Raw genomic sequence first — 19,866 nt, 5'->3', positions numbered from 1 at the left:
TTAAAATGCAGAATAAACGGAAATTTCATCGACGATCAACATACTTCCCCGTGCACCGAGTACCGTTCCTTCCGGACCCTTATAGCCGCTTCCGTTCTTACTCGACGAACATACGATCGCAAATTTATATTTATTCGCGGGATTGTATTCTCCGGTATAATTCAGTTCCAGACCGAATTGCTTGAAATCTTTCTGTTCACCGGAAGTCATAATTGCACTGGCAACGATCCGCGAATCATTCAGGACATTGCTACCATCGAGCGTTTCGTCCTCCTCGTTTTCCACTTCATACAATACGGCCACGATCGAACACTCGTCCGTTCCGGCATCTTTGAGAGCTTCGCCGATATTGTTGATCATACTATCGCCCGGCGCATATTTGTAATATCCGCTTACGAATGTAGGTTTCGTATCGCAAAGAGCACCAAAACGAGTACTTGCCAACGTATTTGTCATATTCAGCTTAAATTCGCCTATGAATAACGAACCTGCGGCAAGAGCGGGCACCATCGTCGGCAACGCTTCGTAATACGTACGGGCATCAATCGAATAAATCTGTGCACCTTTGCCCTTATAACCGGCATCAACCGGTCCAACGGGTTTATAAGGCGCATCCTGCAGAACAACGGCGGCAGAATTACTGGTCGCCCATCCCGAAGAAAGAACCGGCCTCATACCAACCGGACTACCCCATAATTTTTCTTCTTCCCACTCTTCGAAGCTGGCCAGACTGGTCTGTTTTCCGACGCAAGATACCGTATAGGTAGCCGTAGTGGTTCCGTCCTCGGCCGTAACGACAAAATCCACGGCGCCTTGCGAGAAATCGACGGTCTTGTTCGACGCCGGTACGACGGTAGCCATTTCCGATACCACGATCGTCGGAACCAGTCCTTTCAGGTCGTCGGCCGTAGCGTCGGCCGTCATCGCAAAAGTATAATTCTTACCGTCCGTCGTCGCAGGCTGCACGGCAACTTTCGCATTGTCGGCGAATTCGATCGACAGCAGTTCGGCCAGGTCGCTCGGAACGTATTCGATCGCGCCGGTAAATTCGGCTTTGACATCGCCTACGCCCGGGACGTTAATCGTCATCACCAACTCGGTCGCCTTATCTTCCACCGTACCTTCCAACGTCACTTTGACGGTCAGCGGGTTTCCGCCGAGCGACACTTTTACGTCGCCTTCGCCGGCAACGGTATATCCGGCATCCTTCTTGGCAACGTTCACGTCACTCAAAACGATCTTACCGAGGGAGGCGCCGCCGAAAGAGAAATCCTCCATCGACATCTGCACTACATTCTCGTTCTGACGCGCGAAAACGATCTCCTGCTTGGTCGGGCCGACGGGAGTGTCGCCTACGGTAACGATCATTTTCCCGGTATAGGTCCCGGCGATATCCAGCGCATAGTCCGGAGTATCCGCGCCGATCTTATCGCCGGCAAAACCGACGTTGACTTTCAGACCCGCAGCGTCCACGACGATCTTGATATCGGCCTTATCGTTGGCAACCGTCCCGGAAACCTCCACATCGGCCGTCAACGGCACCCCGTTCAGGTTGATCGAAACGGAGCCTTTTCCGGTTACCGCGCATTTATAAGCAGCGGAAGCGTCCGTCGCCTTGGTCGCAGCCACGGCAACGTCCTTGATCTCGATATTTCCCAGGCTCATGCCTTCGTACGTGAAATTCTTGATCTCCATGGTCACTTTGTTCTCCCCGGTCCGGGTAACGTAAATCTTTTCCGTAGTCGGTGCGCCGGGCTGCGCCTCTCCGAGCGCTACGGTCATATCGCCTTTGAAAATACCGGCGATCTTGGCTGCATAATCGGTCAGATCAGGTCCCGGACCGTCATCGTCCTTGGAACAGGAACTCATCAGCCCCAGCGTGAAAACGGCTACGAGCGACGCTAATAAAATTTTTCTCATAATAAAATTGGTTTTTGTTAAAATTATTTGACGTATAAATCGTACTTCCTAATAAAGGATATCCCGGACATGAGCCTTGTCGTATTCGATATGATGTCGGTCGAGCATCTCGAAATCCTCGGGACGCAGGCCTGAATTATAAAATTCCACCGCCTTGTTATGGTCGTTCAGGTACATCCTGCGCGGATTGAACACGAAACCCGAACTGGTAAAGGCCTGCGTCGAATCCATGTAACGGCTCTGCAGGAACGCCATGTCGGCCAGATCGTGGAAAACCGAACCCGTCGTCGACGGCTTATCGCGGTTCGCCACGGCATTTCGATACTTTTCGGGGAATTGCGCCCGGTATTCGTCCGAAAACCATGCGAGCGCAGCCACGTGCAACTGATAATAGGTCGGCGTTGGCGAAGCATGCAGGAACCGTCCGCGGTCGTCGTCCATCAGGTCCTCGCCGTGGTCGGCGCAATAGAACAACGCCGAACAAACCCGCGCGCTGTCCAGCAACGAAATCACCCGATCCAATACATAATCGGTATAATACACGCTGTTGTCGTAAGCGTTGCAAACGACATCCCGGTTCTCGCGGTTTACCGCCGACGCATGATCGGGCACGAAACGGGCGAATTCGGCCGGATAGCGTTTCGTATAATCGAAGTGAGATCCGTAAGTATGCAATACGATGAACAGGTTATCGTCGTTCTCTGCGATGACATCCCGCAGATAAGACAGCATATCCCCGTCCGGACGGTTGTCCGTATAGAGCTGCCCTTCGCGCGGACTGATGTCGATGCGGTTGTCGGCTTCCTCCGAGAAAAAGTCGATCAACGAACGGTTCGGAACCTGATTCGATATGAACAGCGTCCTGAATCCGGCCTCTTTGAAAGCCGTAATAATACTTTTCTCCTGAAAAATATCATTGTAATTAGCCGCAGAAACGGCGCTGAGCAGGATCGGCACGCTCTTATGGGTCGCATTGCACTGCGTCAGCATATCGCGGAACGGCACCAGACCGTCGCCGACCCGCTGCTGTAAACGGGGCGTGGTTTCGCGTTCGTAGCCGAACAGACTCCACGATGCGGCGCGCGACGCCTCGCCGATTACGAACACATAGATTTCGCGGCCGTCGGCCTGCCGGCTTCGCGTCACGTCGAAACGAAAATCGCGGGAAGTCTCCGGATAAGCTTCGCTCTGCGACCAGCGGTCGAGCGTCAGGTCGATATTATAAATCACGTTGATCGGAAAAACATGGTATTTCACGCCGAATCCCGGATGGGCGAACGTCGAAACGAGCACGAAAATCACGCCGAGTACGAAAGACGCCGCCGCCGCCCACAGCGCGCGACGGCGAAAAACCCCGCTGAGCCGCCGTTTGATAACCAGAGAGCGCACCCCCAACACCAGCAGCGGAATATAGATCACGCAGACGAACACGACCGCCGGCCAGATGTTCGCCAACAACTCGCCGGCCTCGGACGCATTGGTCGTAAACAGGTTCGTGAACATATCCACCGCGATGATCGACCCGCCGAACAGATACAACAGTACGATCTGGAACGCGCCGAGGATCATCAGCGGCAGCGTGCACAGCATCACGCCGCCCGGACGGGGCAGCGATACCGACACCAACAAATAAAACGTAGCCGGCAGCAGGATCGACCCCAGCACGGTACTCCACGAATAGGGCTCTGTAACGGCCAAAAACAGGTTCGGCAGCAACATGATCGCCACGTAAACGACCGATATGGTCTCCTGTAGCCCGAGCGCCCGTTTCAATCCGCTGAAAAACCGATTTATCATCTTTTTCATTAAAATGCTTCGTTAATACTGAACAGAAATCCGTTCTGTCCCTTCTTTCCAAAACCGTAGTCCAACCGGACGTTCACCCGCTTTTTGAACTCCCAGCGGTAACCGATCCCGTAGTTGGGCAGCGTATGCGCCGGGTTGAACTTGTTCAGGCTCGGGAAGACGTTGCCGGCTCCCACCCAAACGGCGATCCCGCTGCGCCCGTAAATCTTCTGCCGCAGTTCGGCCTGGATCTCGATCATCTGCTTATCCCGGTAACGGCCTTCGTAATATCCGCGCATCCGGGTCGATCCCCCCATCAGGGCGAGCATCGTCCACGGCGTATTGCCGTAGTTGAACACCCCGTACAGGTCGTAGGCCATAACGCCCCCTTTCCACACCTGATGATAGGCGTCCACCTGGAGTTCGGTACGCGAAAACGCCCCTTTGTTCCCGAAGAAACCGGGGAAAACCCGCTGTTCCAGCTTCACATAAACCCCTCGCCACGGATTGGGAATAAAATCCCGCGTATCGTACATCAGGTAGCCTCCCACGCCGGTATTGATATAACGGGTAGCTTCCCCTCTCAGATAACCGACGTCCGAAAAATCCTTCCCTTCGATGTAGTTGAAACTCGCATCGACGCCGAGATAGAAATTCTTCGCCACCCGGAACATGAAATCCGCCTTCACCTGGTTCTGCAATCGCTTGTAGCTGCCGGGAGTCGCATACGTAGCGTTGTCATAACCGATTCCCCAGAACGCGCTCGGGAACGAAAAGAAATAGGTCGAGAAACCGACCCGGTACTTTCCCCCTTTGAGCAGCGTATTGTTACTCACGCCCAGCAGATAAAAACCGGTCGTAGTAATATCCCCGAACAACGAGACGCTCGACGGCTGTATGCTGAGGTCCTTTTTATCGACCCGGTACAATCCGGCAGCCACGATCCCGATTCCCAGTTTGATATCGGACGAATAGTGCGGTCCCCCAATAATACTGAAGTCCAGCTTCTTCGTTTGGGTCTTATCTTCGTTGGCGGTTTCGAAATAGCGATAAAAACGCCTGAAGAAATTATTCTTCCTCACCACCGTATCCCCCGATTTCTTCAACCGCGTCACGTACAGATGCTTCACCGTCGTATCCCCCGACGGTTTGACGATCGTGTCGTTCGAAAGGTACAGCGTCGAATCGGCCGCAGCCTCCGCCGTCTCTCCTTCCGATCCGCCGGTCGCAGCCGTCCGGCCGGAAACCGTCGCAAAATTCATACAAACTGTCAATACAAGTAACAAAATTTTCTTCGTGGTCTCCATATTCAGGAACTTTTCAACAGAGAAAACATTGTCCCCCGTTCGTTTTGCGGGCAAAAGTAGTGAATAATCGCCACAATTCAGCTATCACTTGTATTTATTGATAACTCTGTAAAATTCATCGATTTGATTCTGCGAAAGCTCCCCCTTCGACAAAAACTCGATCTCTTTGTCCTTGTTCACGAAAATCAACACGAACATATCGTTCACGTCCCCCAGATTCCACCCGTCGCGCAGCATGTAATCGGGATCGGTATAGATCGCGGCTCCCGTTTGTTTGACTTTTTTGCGAATCATAGCCCGCACGATCGCATTCGGCAGCAACGGAGCATCCTTGAGATTGACCACGCCGAAACTGTATATATTGTCGCTCTCGATCTGGTTCTTTTCGAGGTTCTCGCGGAACTCCTTATTCTGATTGGCCTTATCGGGGTCCACGTAAAAAATCAGCAGGTTTTTCTTGCCCAAATACGGCAGCTCCACAGGCTCGTTGCTCGGATCGCATATTTTAACAGGACCTACTTTCGATCCGACCGTAGCAGTCTGAGCGGACAAGAACGCCGGGGAGACCATCATGAACATGAAAATCAGGTAATTTAAACGTTTCATACGATTTTATTTTTAAATGGATTCACAAATATAGGCCAAAAACGGAAAACTAAAAAAGTTTTCCCGTTTTCGACTATTTTCTCATCCCTTTAAAACAATCCTCACACGAGCCAACCGCTTTATCTGAATTAAACGGGAAAGCCGGAAAAAAGTTACAATAAAACAGTGCGGATCCTGTAAAATGATCCGCACTCCGAAACCAAACCCGAAGCCCCGGTTACCGGGACGAAACCGCAGGCAGTTCGAGCGTCCGGGAAGTGTTGGCTTTCACCTGCACTTTTTTCTTTCCCTGCCCGGTGAAAATCTCGACCGCTTCGTCCGGAGCGGTGACCGTATAATAGACCGTACCGTCTTTCAGCGTCCAGTCGACCCCGACGACGGCGCCCGACGGCAACGGAATTTTACCCGAGGCGCGATCGAGCGAACCGACGTGCAGCGTCAGGTCGAACGAATTCACTGCGCGGTCGAACCGGGGATTCAGCCCTAGCGCATAGCGCGAAAGCTGCCAGGTCGGCGCTCCCGCCCACTGGTGGCAATGCGTCCAACGCGTATCGAACACTTCCACCCAAGTCGTGCGCCCTTCGCCCAACGCCCAGCCCCAGCATTTGCGGTACTGATCGAGGACGAAATCCGTCTCCCCGTTCTCGAACAGGATCGGAAAAGCGTAATGCGAAAAATAGGGCGTAATCAACTGCGGGTTGTTCGCAGCCGGATCGCTCAACCGAGGAGCGTCCGGGTTGTTCGGAAAGCAGTTTAAGATATGTTTTTTGATAAAAGCGACCGCCGCCGGACGGTACTGCTGCGGAATCAGTCCGGCCTTCATGCCGAGTACCGTGCGGTGGTATCCGATCTTATCCCAATCGTACCCGTACTGCGCGTAGTAACGATCCAGTATTCCGCTGAACTTCGCGGCTTTTTCGCGGTAGTAGGCCTCCCTGTCTTCGAGTCCCAGTTCGGCCGCCCAGCGCGTCATCGTCTGCACGGCAATCATATAGTGCAGGTTCAGCGCCATATCGCTGCCGCCATCGTTGGCTACGTACCCCCAGTCGATGAAGTTCCAGTAAGGGCAATCGTTGGTAATTCCCTGATCGGTCAGGTACGGATCGAATGCGGCGACGTTCTTTTCGGCCGCGGCGAACAATTCGTCGAGCACCGTGCGGTCGCCGGTCAGCCGCCAGTAATTCAGGCAGGCCGGAACCCATTGCAGCGCATAGGAAGCCATGTAAGATTCCCCGCCGGGACACAGTCCGGCCACCAGGCCTTCCGGATTGGCGCACTGGGCCGACTGCACCAAGCCGCGGCGCACGATACCGATATCGGAGAAACCGACAGCCCCGATCTCCATGCCGACGATACCGACATCGCCGAGCCACTGTCCGCGCTCGCGGGTCGGATTGTCGATCAGGGCATCCTCGCTGCACGCTTTGTAGGTCTCGATCCCGGTGTTCCAAATCGTATTGAGCAGATCGTCCGCGCTCGAAAAACAGCCGTCCGCACGGTCGTAATACCCCCTTTCGACGAACGACTCGTCGACGAAACGCACGCTGTCCTTCGGCGCGATCACATGCACTTCGACGAAACGGCCCCCGTGCGGGATCAGCGGGAAAAAACGCTGCTCGCCGCCGCGGGCGATAAAGCGGTACATATTATAGGAATCCCCGGCCGACAGCGTGATCCACGGGGCGACGCGGCCGTCGCTGAGGAATTCGCTGGAAGCGATCTCCACGACAGCTCCGGCAGGCAGATCGAGCACCAGGTCGGGACGCGCCAGGCGTACCCGGCCGAGATCGTAACGCCGCCAAACGCCTTGCCCCGGATAACGTTCCGGCGACAAGTCGCGCAGGAAAAAGCTGGCCCCCGGATTATCGCCCGGATAACCGAACACTTCGGCCAGTTCGCCGGAGGCGATCAGCTTCGGTTCGATCTTCAAGCTTTTGACCGGAGCGATCTTCGATGCGGCGAATTCCCCGATCGCGCGTTCGACGAAAACGGGCTTTCCCCACGACGAATCGTCGTAGGCGGGCTGCTGCCAATCCTTTTGCAAGGCGCGGGTATCGAGCCACTCGATCCACCCCAACTGCGGGTTGATCCGGCGCACCTGCGAGCTATAACCGGCAAGTCGCTGGCAGCGCCAGTCGATCGGCAGTTCCTTGCCTCCGACCGCAGCCTCCAGGTAGAGGAACGGCTGTATCGGGTGCAGAATGCGGGTAACGACCCCTTCGTACTGCAACTGCACGGCGATCGTGTGTTTTCCTTTTTTCAGATCGACGCTACGAAGCTGGTACTCCGGATAAGCCGCCGTATAACGGTCGGGCCCTTCGGTAAAATACTCCCCGTCGATCCAGACCACATACCACGAAGCCCCGCTCAGCCGCAGGTCGACGCGGGCGTCCGAGTCAAGCGTAAACGTTCCGCGGAAACCGACATGGATATCGGGCGCGGCCGTTGCCGCGTCGGTCCACATCAACCGTTCTCCGATCTGCGACCCCGCAGCAGCAGCCGGAAACGATAGTCCGGCACACAGGATCGCGCAAATTATTTTCAACGATTTCATTTTTGATATTAGGTTTAAGTTCAGTTTTTCATTCGAAATCCCGCCGACGGATTTACGAAACGTTCTCCCGACGTTTCTGTCATTTGATCTCTTGCCGCATATAGCGGATCTGGTCGTAAAACCAATTGTACTCCCCTTCGCGGAACCATTCGTACCGACGGCCGTTGTCCCGGCGGCCGATCTGCGTGGCATAGAACAGGTAGAGCCACCATTTGCCGTCGCGGCGGCAGACGAAGGTCTGCGGCACCTGGCAGGCGGCGATTCCGGGATCGGGCGGGATAAATTCGCCCTTCTCCCAATGCCGCCCGTCGGCCGAAAAAGCCGTCCGGAGCTGGCGGCTGTCCCATCCCTCGAAGCGCCCGGGAGTCTTATCCGCAGGAGCGTAACCGGGCGGATCGGAAAAACAGTAGTAACCCGTGCCGATCTTAACCACTTCCGGATTGGGCCAATTGTCGAGCAGCGGTTCGTCGAGGGAATGGACAAAATCGAAACGCCCCGTCCGGAAATCGCCCCGACACTCGGCCAGCCCCATATGGCAGTTCCCCGGAAGGGAAGCGTTGTAATAGTCGAAATAGAGCTTCCACGCCTGCTGCTGCTCGTCCCACATCAGCGTCGGCCGGTGAAAGTCGCCTACCCGGGCGGCGGCGGCCCGGGGCGGGAACACCGAATCGCACTGCGCGATCAGCAGCGGCTCTTCGCGCTTGTGCCAATGAACCCCATCAACGGACGTAGCCCCCATTACGCACAACATCATCCCGGAAGGATACCCCGCAAGCGGCCCGTCCAGCGGTTTCGACGTCGAACTGAAAGCCATGTAATACACCCCGTCGCGAAAGACGACCGACGGATCGCCCACATGCCACGCATGGTAATAATGCCGGTCGCCGTCGGTCGAAGCGAACAGCGTCGAGGCCCAATCCTCTGGTCGGTCGTCGCTCCAACTGCCGTCTTTACAAAGCACCTCCCAACGATCCAGATCGCGCGAACGGGCATGGTAGATCGCATCGCAGCCGGGATATTCGGGATTTGTCGGATCGACGATCCAGCCGAAAAACCACATCCGATAAGGGTATTCCGAATCGTCCGTCTCGATCACACAAGGCTGGTAGGCATGCAGGAAACCGTCCAGCACGGCCCGCTGCGGACGTTCCCACTCCCCGACGGAAAATCGGGGCGCATGGTCTAATACCGGCTTGCGGTCCCAGGTCAATCGTTCCGCATTCCCGGACACGGAGCACCCCGCCGGCGCCAGCGCCAACAGTCCGCCGGTCAACAGAACGAGCAAGTCGCCCGTTATTTTCCGCCGGCTCAGCATACCTTCACCACCGGGATGCCCAGCAGGAAGCCCAGTTTTTCGATTTTATCACCCAGATGACCGATACCGATCGCACAGTGGTGGGCAGGCCCGGCCTTGGCCCATCCGTCCATAAAGGCGCGGGCGCCGATCGGGAAACGATACCGGCTGTTCGTATTGCCGATCTGCAGCACCTTACCCTCGACGGACTCTCCTTCGGCGGTCAGCAAAAACACCCCGTCGCGGCCCTCAACCACCGACAGCAGCGTCACCGGTCCGCGGCGGACGCTCATCTGGATCGAAAGTCCTTTGCCCGGTTTGCCGTGATAGATCGGCAGCGGCACCAGTCCCACGCGGCCTTCGGCGATCGCAAAATGCGCCGGACCGTCGTGTCCCCACAGCACCACGTCGTCGTCGAAATCCATCGCATAAGGCTCCGAGAACGACCCGCCGGCCCCGAATTCGGCCAGTATCTTCATCGCATGAGCATTCTTCACTTCGCACTCGCCGGCGACCGGAATGTTACGGCCGGTCAGCAACGTATTGCCGGCGATCACCGACGTCACGATATTTTCGTATTCGTTGCCGGCGGCCCCTTCGTAATAATAAGCCATCGAGCCGAGCCGGTGCGCCTCCACCAATTTGTCGAGCGCGACCGAAGTCCGCGCGGCGCGTTCCACCTCGTACGGTTCGCAATCGGCGGCTACGTCGAAAGTCGAACGGAACTCCTCGATCTTAGCGGCGGTTTCAGCATCGGTCACGCGGTCGCGCAGCTCTTTCAGTTCGCACATTTCGAGCAGTTCGACATGCGTCCCGAATACGCCGGACATCCGCGTAAGGTCGGTATATACGTCGAGCATCCCGCAATAGTAATGGCCGAGCACCCCCATCCGGTTCCGACGCATCGCGGCGGCTACACCGGCCGCTTCGATCCACACTCCGATCTGCTCCCAGACGGACTCCTCGGCCAGGTATCCGGTCACGATGTCGTATTTCAGTCCCAGCCGGTTGAACACGCAGGCCACTTCCGGCACCGAGCAGGCCTGGCAGTGCGACAGCCACTCGCCGGTCATCCGACCGCGGTCGCCCATGCCGTTCAGGTAATCGTAGTCGATCGCCGCGGCGGGCTGCAGGTTCAGCACGATCACCGGCACGCCGAGCCGCTGCACCACCGGCAGCACCGTCGACGACAGCGCGTAAGTCGATATGTACAGAAACACCAGTTCCACATCGTTTTCTTTCAGCCGCCGCGCGGCGGCGTCCGCTTTCGCCGGGTCGTCCACCATCCCGGCGTCGACCACCTCGGCCCCCATGCCGCTCATTTTTTCCGCGATCTGCCGCTGGTAGCCCTGCAAACGTTCCAGCAAACCGTCGAACTGCCCCCAATAAGTATTCAGTCCGATTCCAAAAAGTCCGATTTTCATGTTTTTTATTCGTTTTCAAAAAACAATTATTCGCATTCGACGAGCGCAAAATCCTCCTGCAACCCGAACGGCGTCAGGAAATATTCCGACGCCTTACGCAACTGCGGCACGTTCCACCGGTTCGGATCGACAATGCCGTCGTAGGCGACGTGATGCGGACCGATCAGGTTTTCCATGTTTCCCACCACGCGCAGTTCGACGTCGTTTTTCCCTTTCCGGACGAAAGGCGTGACATCGAGCGTGTACGGCTCGGCGAAAACGATGCCCGCCTTACGGCCGTTGACCCATACCTCGACGAGCGACCCCGTCCAGCGGTCGGCCTTTACGTAATAGCTTTTCCCGGCAACGCCGTTCACTTTGAAGCGTTTCGCGTATTTCATCTCCCACGGGTAGAACGGCGCGCCGAGCGCCTGCCAGTTCCGCAGTGAACCGTAACGGGCCGCCGGCACGATCGTCCAGCGGTCGCCGCGCTGTACGACTTCGAAATCGCCCAGCACATAGACAGCGCCCAATTCGGTATGGACGGTCGTTTTAGCGGCGACCAGTTCGACCGTATTCTCTCCGGAATGCACGTATTTTCCGACCGGGATCAACTTGAACTCTTCGTCCAGCAGCCAATCTTCGCCGGCTTGCACGGGCGTACCGTTCACCTTAACGGTGTACAGCCAGGGGCGTTCCACCAGAATCTTCATCGACTTCGTATCCACCCCGGCTCCCGAAACGGTAAAACGGTAAGCGGCCGTAAAGCCCGGCGCCGCCGAAAGATCCATGTTCACGATATCCTGCTTGTACTGCATCGCCCAGAACCACGGATTGCCGCTCAGCCCGGCGTTGCGGAATACTTCCGCGCCTGCATTGTTGTAATAAATATCTTTGTACTGCTTGTCCCCGTTTTGCAAATCGATAAAATCGATCAGCAGCACGTTGTCCCTGTGGCGTGCGATTCGCACCGGACCGTCGGCCTGCAACGGCGTACCGCCCGTCGACACCTGCGGTTTCCGGGCTTCGACCGGATCGTTAGAAACATACAGCAGCACGCTGCCGGCCGGTTCGACACGGGTTTTTACGGTCACAGCACCATTTGCCGTTTCGACCGGCATTTCATATACCTTCCCGTCGAGCGCATCCATCCGCACGGCATGTTTCCCGTTCAGCGCGACTTCCACGTCGGATGCTTCGTCGAGCGAAGCATTCACCAGCAGCAGCGTTTGGCCGCCGTCGAACTCCCTGCGGTGATGGTGCAGATCGCCCCCTTCCCGGCGGACAAACCGGATGCCCTCGCTGCGCAAATAACGGTCGATCGCTTCCGGCGTGCATTCCGCCAGCGAAATCACGCTGTCCGACGCAAAAAAAGCTTCCGCTTCCGCAGACGGTTCGCCTTCCACGCGGGACGGATGCCCGAAAGCGATCAGCCGGCCGCCGGTGCGCACAAACCCGCGCAACATATCGAACGTTTCGCGTTCGAGGTTTTCGGTCTGCGGCGCAACGACAAAAGTACCGTACGCCCGCTGCCCAACGACGAACTTTCCGTCGCGGACGCTTCCGTTCGTCCGGAAATATTTTCGCATCCCAGGTCGAATTCCACCTGCGCGTGTTCGAGTTCCGTCACCAAATCCTGAAACGCCTGCCCGATCTCCATCGCCCGGTTCAAAGACGCAGTCCCGCAATACTGGTTATACATCCATACCGAGGTCGTAGGTTCCAGCACCAGAATATCGTTTCGCTGTTCGCCGAGGCTCATCGCCGCGCAAATGCGGGCGATGTAATCGTTCAGCGCCCGGTAGTCGTTCCACCACGCGGCGCTCTGATTGAACATCGGCGGATAGTCGAACTTACGCACCCCGGCCATGCTCATGTGCCCTACGTGCTGATTGACCAAGTTGACGCCCAGCACCATCTGCCAGTCGCACAGCCGTTTCATATCTTTGAACGTCACGTTCCATCCTCCGCCGCCGTAAGTTTCGCTCAGGACGCGCCGCCGCCCGAGCTGGTTGGCTATGCTCCGCACCTCCTTCACCGACCGGATATTCCCGAACTGCGCGCCGGTGCTCTTTTCATTGAACTGGTTGAACAGCATGTCGATCCCCGGAACCTGCTGCCACGCGGCCATCGACATGTTGTCCGTTACGCCGGTCACCAGCGGCCAGTTATGCTCCCAGTAGTGCCCCGTCCACGAAATCCCTTTCCCGGCACAGTAATCGTACCACGGCCTGGCCCAGCGCTCGACAAACAGGCGGTTGAGCAACTGGAAATAGTCGTGACGCACCTTTCGCCAATCCCCGATTTCCTCGTGCAACTGCGGCAAGCAGTCGCTCAGATCATAACCGTACTCGCTACGGAAAACGTCGAACAGATCGGGCGTCCAACGCACGCCGCCGGGCGACACGATCTCGGGTTCGTCGGTAAAAACGCCCTTCACATTTCCCTTCAGGTCGCCTCCAAACGTCTTTTCGTAACCCTGCATCGTGATCTCCATGAATTTGTCGGTCACCCCGTGCGCCAGCAAGTCGACATACGGCCCGCCGGCATACCACGGCGACGGCTGGTAAAAAGTCTTTTCATACAGGTAAAACCGGCCCGGCCGTCCGGCCATCGAAGCGGCCCGACCGGTAACGTTTTCGAATTTACCGTCCTCCTCGGCGACGATCACGAAATATTTCGAAACATCGGCGGGCATCGTATCGGCCGCCGTCGGTTTCAGGCCCTGTCCCCGGTTGAACGCTTCCGGCATCTCGCGCGGCACATGCCCGCCGGCGAAACCGCTCGGGTAGGAATTTTCGTCGTAAAGCCACACTTCGAGTCCCAGATCGCGCCCCTTGTCCACCGTATATTTCACCATCTCGTTCCACGTCGGCGACAGGTACTCGGTAATCAGTCCGAGCCGCGGATGGATAAATACGCCGCCGCAGCCCTGTTCCTTATATTCGGAAAGGATACGGTCGATCCGGTGCGGCGTAATCTCGGTGTTCCACACCATAAACGGCTTGGTGCGGAACTCGCTGCCGGGATCGGCGAATTGATCGAAAAGCCGCTGCGCCGATTGCGCGTCGGCTCCGTCCTGCGCGTCGGCAGTTCCGCCGACGGCAAGCATCAAAGACAGGATGGTCAAGTGGATTTTTTTCATTCGTCCAATATTTGTAGGTTATGCCGCCCGCACCGAAAAGAGCCCCCGTTCCGTACCGGCGCGCGCCTTCGTCTCCCCCGACACGGTTATTTATTTAGAAAGGTAAGTTTCAGTTTCAACTTGCTGACCACCCCGTACGACAGGCCGTCGTAATCCTTAAATGCGGTGAAGAACATCGTATACGTGCCGTCTTTCTCCTTGATCAGCGAAATCGGCGTCCGCAGCGCGGTCCACCATTTTTTCACGACCGGTTCGATGTCGATGTGGCGCAGTTTCGACCAGTGCACACCGTCCCACGACAACGTATATCCCAGCTTATCGACCCACGGACCGCCGTCGACGATCGCGATATAAACTCCGTTTTCGAGCCGCATCACGATCGGATTCTCGGCAAAACTCTCCAGGCCTACCGGGTTCAGTTCGCTCATCCGCGTCCACGGCCCTTCGATCCGGTCGGCCCGGGCCATCCCGACCATCCACCTACAGGTGGACATCTGCTGGGTCGTCGCGCTGCCGTACAGCGCGTACCACTGCTTTCCGATTTGATACGGGAAAAACGAATCGACCCCCTGATGTCCCTCCCACGGATCGGGATTCTCGTCGTAGCGCATCAATATTTCGCGGTCGGTATAGGGACCGCCGATCCCTTCGATTCCTTTTACATCGGAAACGGCGTGCTGAATCACGCCGTCAAAATTCAGGTTATTGACGTCGGGTTGCTGCGGAAGCGCCTTATAGCATACGTAAAAGAGATGCCACCGTTTGTCTTTTTTTATGGTAGACCATCATCGGCCCCCAGATCGCCGCGCGCTGCGACGCGCCGGTAAAATCGGCGTCCGACTCGCGGATCGTGGCCCGGCGGCGCCAGTCCGTTCCGTTCTCGGAAGTCCAGTAGCCGGTGCGCATCCGCACGCAGTACGGATCGCCGACCATCTCCGACGTGATCATGTGATAAGTGTTTCCGATTTTCACGACCCGGCCGCCCTCGAATCCGTATTTGATATCTTCCGTATCCGGAGAACCGCGGCGGAGGATCGTATCCTCGCAGGCGAGCACCTCGATCCGGACGATTCCGTCGGAATCGGCGATCCGTTTCGGAGCGGCATCGCGTCCCTTGCCGGACGCGCCCATCGCCGCCAGCAAGGCCGCGGCGACAAACAGTTTCTTTTTCATAACGATTTCTGTTCGGGTTAAAAAATTACGCACGATCTCCCTCGTTCATACAAAAGTAAAACGACCGGACGCGGATCGTGTTCCAAAATTGATATATAAGTTCTGATTTTTGATCCGTCAGTCGAGCGGATCGTCCGTGGCTTCGCTGCCGCGCAGCCGGCAGCGGTACTCCTGTGGACTGTACCCGGTGCGCTTGCGGAAAAAGCTGGAGAAATAACGCGAAGAGTTGAAATCCAACGCATAGGAAACCTCCTTGACCGTCATCGCCGGATCGGAAAGCAACTCCATCGCCCGGAACAGTTTCAGTTCGAGGATATACTGCGCCGGCGCCATCCCGGCGTGCCGTTTGAACGCCGTGCGGAACCACGAGTAGCTGACATGCAGCCGCCGGGCCACCTCCTGCGCGCTGATATTTTCGGACAGGTTATCGCGCATGATCACCTTCGCCCGGGCGATTTTATCGCACGTCTCGTCGTTCGGGGATTTCCGGCCGGAATTCAGGTTCAGCGCCACCCCCATCAACAGCGAAACGGCGCCGGACAGCATCTGCTGGTAATAAGGGCCCTCCTGTCCGGCCGCCTGCATCGCGCCGCGGTAAACGTCGATCGCCAGCGTACTGATCCCTACGTTGTAGACCGGCGAACGCCCGCTGAAAAAGCCGCCGGCAACCCGTTCGTCGACCACCTTGCCCCGGAAACCGATCCAATAGACGCTCCAACCGGTTTTGCGGTTCGGACGGTACGTATGCCAGCATCCGGGAAAGATCAAGAACATCGCCCCGGGAGCCAGCGCGTATGTCTTGCCGTCGGATTCGAAAACGCCCTCTCCGTCGACCACGTAGATCAACTGGTATTCGTCGAGCACCCGGCCGGCGGTCACGTTGAAATAATAACCGGCCGGGTGGTCGGCCGGAGGATAGGCTTCGTCCGCATCGATGCGCTGAAAACCGACCGACGTGACGGTAATTCCCCACAGCCGGTCCCGATCGTTCGCCACCAGGTATTTGAACTCGCTCTGATCCTTCGTTGCCATCGGATTCCGGTTTAGCGGCCGCGGATGCCCGCCGCCGTCCTCAAAATTAATTCTTTTTTCGCATAATGCAAAAACGGCCGCCCCGGAAGCCGCTTATTCGGCCGCAAACGGCAACCGAGCCGCCGCAATATACCCATACCACGACCCGATATGCGAAAAGCCCGCGCAGAATTATTCTGCGCGGGCTTTTCGACGGTCGCTTACGGCATTTCGGAACGCTACCCGAGCACCGACACGTTGAAAAATTCGACGACGCCCGCCACGGCGCCCGCATCGTCGACCACGATGATCGAATGAATCTTGTTGACGCGCATCATCTCCTCGGCCGCCGTAATGCGGACATCGGGCGAAATGGTTTTCGGATTGCGCGACATGATCTCCTGCGCCTCGATCCGGAAAAAATTCTCCTTGTATTTAGCCATCGCCCGGCGCACGTCCCCGTCGGTAATCACACCGATCAACTTGCCGTTCTCGACGACCGCGGCAATCCCGAGCCGGGCGTCGCTGATCGCAATGATGACCTCGCCGAGGGTCATCGTCTTCGGAACGCACGGAACGCCGTCCTTGCGCATCACGTCGCGCACGCGGGTCAACAGCCGGCGTCCGAGGCTTCCGCCCGGATGAAACACGGCGTAATCCTCCGCCTTGAAATTCCGCATCTTCATCAGCGCGATCGCCAGCGCGTCGCCCATCACAAGCATCGCGGTCGTCGACGACGTGGGAGCCAGATTCAGCGGACACGCTTCGCGCCCCACATTGATATTCAAATGAAAATGCGCATTTTTAGCCAGCGTTGACTGCGGGTTGCCGGTAATGGCGATGATCGTATTGCCGTTGTTCTGCATGAACGGGATCAGCTTCAGCACCTCGTCGGTCTGTCCCGAATTGGCGATCGCCAGCACCACGTCGTTCTTCGAGATCATACCCAGGTCGCCGTGATAGGCTTCGCCCGGATGCAGGAAAAAAGCCGGCGTCCCGGTACTGGCCAGCGTAGCGGCGATTTTTTTACCGATGATACCCGATTTGCCCATGCCGGTAACGACGACCTTGCCGGTACAAACCAGTATCGCCTCGACCGCCTGGTCGAAATCGTCGGTCAACAGGTTGCTCAGGTTGCGAATGGCGTCCGCCTCGGCGTTGAACGTATCGATCGCATACTGCTTGATCTGACTCATATTCGTATCGTTTTTCATAATAAATTCGGTCGATTATGCAATGAATCCCCCTCTTATCAAAAAGTTCCGATCAGGCCGTAGCCCTGCGTGGCACAGAAAACCTGACTGTAAATATGGAAACCGGGACGATTAGTCTCGATCTTCCGGTTCAACTGCAGGATCGGATGGCCGGCGCGCACGTTCAGGTACTCCTGCAGCCGCTTGTCGGCGCGGATCGCGAAAAGCTGCTGCGTTCCGCCGGTCACGACGATCTGATAGCGCGTTCGCAGCGAATCGAACAGCGAACGGTTTTCGAGATCGTATTCGGCGAAACGGGGCAGGTTGATATCGGGCAGCATCGTTATATCGAAAAACACCGGCTCGCCGTTCACCAGCCGCAGCCGCTCGAAATAAAAACAGCCGGCCCGCTGCTCCTGCGGTTCGACCGGGAATGAAAACGCCTCGTCCAGCGGCCGGGACTCCGGCTTCAGGATGATGTGCGTCGAAAGATTCGCGCTGCTCAGCGCCGAGGTCGTTCCGGTCAGCGACAGGATGCCGATTCCTTTGGGCGCCCCTTTGACGATACTGCCTTTGCCTTGGTGCTTGACGATGAACCCGTCGGCGACCAACTGGTCGAGCGCCTTGCGCACGGTCGGCCGCGCCAGACGGTACTGCCGGCAAAGGTCGTGCTCGGACGGCAGCAAGTCGCCCGGACGGAATTCCCCCGACGCGATCTGTCCGCGCAACGTTTCGTACATTTGTTTATACTGCGGCAAATTGCCCATAACAACTTCTCTGAATTAATCGCCCCGCACGCCGACGAACCGGCTTATCGGTCAACCGGATACTGCGATCGGGCGACCGTCCGAACCGCGCGCCGGGCAGTCCAAAAGTAGACAAAGTATTCTGTTATTCCAAATTCCAAGTCAACAAATTTGTATATACAAGCTACAAACTTGTAAGTATTAATATTTTCAATAACACGCTTGTTATCAACGCTTAAAAAAAATTATCAAAATCACTTGTATATCTAAGTTATTGTTGTAACTTTGCAATGATTTTCCAAAAACTACAATTTAAAACCAACATACTTAAACCTAAATTATGGCAACAGTAGTTATCATGCCGAAGCAGGGACAGTCCGTAGAAAGCTGTATCCTGACCGAAATGAAAAAGAAAAAAGGCGACACCGTAGCGGTGGGAGACATCCTTTTCGCCTATGAAACGGACAAAGCCTCTTTCGAGGAAGAAGCCCAGGTAGCCGGAACGGTTCTGGACGTTTTTTTCGACAACGGCGATGAAATACCGGTGCTGACCAACGTAATGGTGATCGGCAACGAAGGCGAATCCACCGACGAATTCCGTCCGGGTGGCGCAGTTCCCGCAGCAGAAGTTGCGGCGCCGGCGGCAGCGGCCACGGTAGCGCCCGCCGAAGTAAAAACGACAGCGCCCGCACCGGCGGCAGCGCCTGCGGCAGCTCCTTCGGGGACAATGTCGCCGGTATCCCCGCGCGCCAAAGCGCTGGCAGAAAAAGAAGCCGTCAACGCTGCCGCGTTGACCGGAACGGGCCCTCACGGCCGCGTGATCGAACGCGACGTAAAAGCCGCCGCGGAAGCCGCTCCGAAAACCACGCCCCTGGCCAAAGCCATTATCAAAGAGACGGGAGCAGCCCTTCCGACGGCCGGAAGCGGACTGGCCGGCATGGCCAAAGGCGCCGACGTAGGCGCGCTGAAGAATTCGGTTTACGCCACCGACAGCGAAATCAAGCCGATCTCGAACATGCGCAAAATCATCGCCAAGGCGATGCACGCTTCGTTGCAGAATTCGGCGCAGCTTACCCACCACCTCAGCGCCGACGCCCGCCGCATCATGGCGCTGCGCAAGAAGGTCAAAAAAGCGGTCGAAAACGGCTACCCGACCAACATCACCCTCAACGACATGGTATGTATGGCCGTTATCAAGGCTCTCAAGAAGTTCCCGCAGGTCAACGCCCACTTCCTCGGCGACAGCACCCGCAACTTCTCGAAGGTGCACCTCGGACTGGCCGTCGATACCGAACGCGGCCTGATGGTTCCGACCGTCAAGAATGCCGACGACCTGTCGATCCAGGGGCTGGCCAGCCAGCTCAAAGAGGTCGCCGAAGCCTGCAAGAAAGGCTCGATCGATCCGGATCTGCTCTCTTCGGAAGCCGCTTCGTTCACCGTATCGAATCTCGGCAACTACGGCGTAGAGATCTTTACCCCGGTCATCAATCTGCCGCAGGTTGCGATCCTCGGCGTGAACACGATCGTTCCGCGTCCGAAAGACCTCGGCGGCGGAGTCTACGGTTTCGTTCCGCACATCGGACTGAGCCTTACCTACGATCACCGCGCGCTGGACGGCGGCGAAGCGACCCGTTTCGTGAAACAGATCGCCACGGAGATCGAAAACCTCGAATTCGAATTGTAAAACCAACCGGACTCCGAAACGCCACTGAAGGCGTTTCGGAGTTCA

Annotated in this window: 15 protein-coding genes; 1 reads left to right on the top strand and 14 read right to left on the bottom strand. The window is 56.8% G+C overall.

All coding sequences use genetic code 11. The features are described from left to right. From DW082_RS07040 to DW082_RS06975, 14 genes are all read right to left on the bottom strand, one after another. Positions 1–1,920 (bottom strand): PCMD domain-containing protein, encoded by a 1,920-nt coding sequence (locus tag DW082_RS07040; protein ID WP_118457979.1) that lies wholly within the window; start codon positions 1,918–1,920, stop codon positions 1–3. Positions 1,921–1,968: 48 nt separating this feature from the next. After that, complete coding sequence (locus DW082_RS07035) at positions 1,969–3,717, bottom strand: phosphoethanolamine transferase (protein WP_070103346.1); 1,749 nt, start codon at positions 3,715–3,717, stop codon at positions 1,969–1,971. 8 nt (positions 3,718–3,725) lie between these two features. After that, entirely contained in the window at positions 3,726–4,967 is a 1,242-nt protein-coding gene (locus DW082_RS07030; protein WP_055205471.1) for a BamA/TamA family outer membrane protein, read from the bottom strand. Positions 4,968–5,096: 129 nt separating this feature from the next. After that, a complete protein-coding gene (locus DW082_RS07025; protein WP_055205470.1) occupies positions 5,097–5,618 on the bottom strand; it encodes a YtfJ family protein in 522 nt (173 codons plus the stop codon). Positions 5,619–5,835: 217 nt separating this feature from the next. After that, complete coding sequence (locus DW082_RS07020; protein WP_182424117.1) at positions 5,836–8,172, bottom strand: hypothetical protein; 2,337 nt, start codon at positions 8,170–8,172, stop codon at positions 5,836–5,838. A 79-nt stretch (positions 8,173–8,251) separates the two neighbouring features. Continuing rightward, entirely contained in the window at positions 8,252–9,457 is a 1,206-nt protein-coding gene (locus DW082_RS07015) for a hypothetical protein (protein WP_147386985.1), read from the bottom strand. 23 nt (positions 9,458–9,480) lie between these two features. Beyond that, positions 9,481–10,890: an L-fucose/L-arabinose isomerase family protein gene (locus DW082_RS07010; protein WP_118457973.1), complete on the bottom strand. Its 1,410-nt coding sequence runs from the start codon at positions 10,888–10,890 to the stop codon at positions 9,481–9,483. A 26-nt stretch (positions 10,891–10,916) separates the two neighbouring features. Further along, a complete protein-coding gene (locus DW082_RS07005) occupies positions 10,917–12,335 on the bottom strand; it encodes a hypothetical protein (protein ID WP_118457971.1) in 1,419 nt (472 codons plus the stop codon). Next, a complete protein-coding gene (locus DW082_RS07000; protein WP_118457969.1) occupies positions 12,299–14,014 on the bottom strand; it encodes a glycosyl hydrolase in 1,716 nt (571 codons plus the stop codon). The genes DW082_RS07005 and DW082_RS07000 overlap by 37 nt, the downstream gene beginning before the upstream one ends. 86 nt (positions 14,015–14,100) lie before the next feature. Beyond that, entirely contained in the window at positions 14,101–14,700 is a 600-nt protein-coding gene (locus DW082_RS06995; protein WP_118457967.1) for a hypothetical protein, read from the bottom strand. A gap of 46 nt (positions 14,701–14,746) precedes the next feature. Continuing rightward, positions 14,747–15,187: a hypothetical protein gene (locus tag DW082_RS06990; RefSeq protein ID WP_118457966.1), complete on the bottom strand. Its 441-nt coding sequence runs from the start codon at positions 15,185–15,187 to the stop codon at positions 14,747–14,749. Between the two features lie 117 nt (positions 15,188–15,304). Beyond that, positions 15,305–16,219 (bottom strand): AraC family transcriptional regulator, encoded by a 915-nt coding sequence (locus DW082_RS06985; RefSeq protein WP_055205464.1) that lies wholly within the window; start codon positions 16,217–16,219, stop codon positions 15,305–15,307. Positions 16,220–16,437: 218 nt separating this feature from the next. After that, positions 16,438–17,394, bottom strand: a complete 957-nt coding sequence (locus DW082_RS06980; RefSeq protein ID WP_055205463.1) for an SIS domain-containing protein — start codon at positions 17,392–17,394, stop codon at positions 16,438–16,440. Positions 17,395–17,450: 56 nt separating this feature from the next. After that, positions 17,451–18,131, bottom strand: coding sequence for a GntR family transcriptional regulator (locus tag DW082_RS06975; protein ID WP_259335548.1), 681 nt, complete (start codon positions 18,129–18,131; stop codon positions 17,451–17,453). A 346-nt stretch (positions 18,132–18,477) separates the two neighbouring features. On the opposite strand from DW082_RS06975, the gene DW082_RS06970 reads away from it, so the two are divergent. Further along, positions 18,478–19,821, top strand: coding sequence for a dihydrolipoamide acetyltransferase family protein (locus tag DW082_RS06970; RefSeq protein ID WP_118457964.1), 1,344 nt, complete (start codon positions 18,478–18,480; stop codon positions 19,819–19,821). Positions 19,822–19,866 lie beyond the last annotated feature (45 nt).

This window comes from Alistipes sp. AF48-12 (assembly GCF_003477565.1).
GTDB lineage: Bacteria > Bacteroidota > Bacteroidia > Bacteroidales > Rikenellaceae > Alistipes_A > Alistipes_A hominis.
This window is presented reverse-complemented; position numbering and strand designations above follow the sequence as displayed.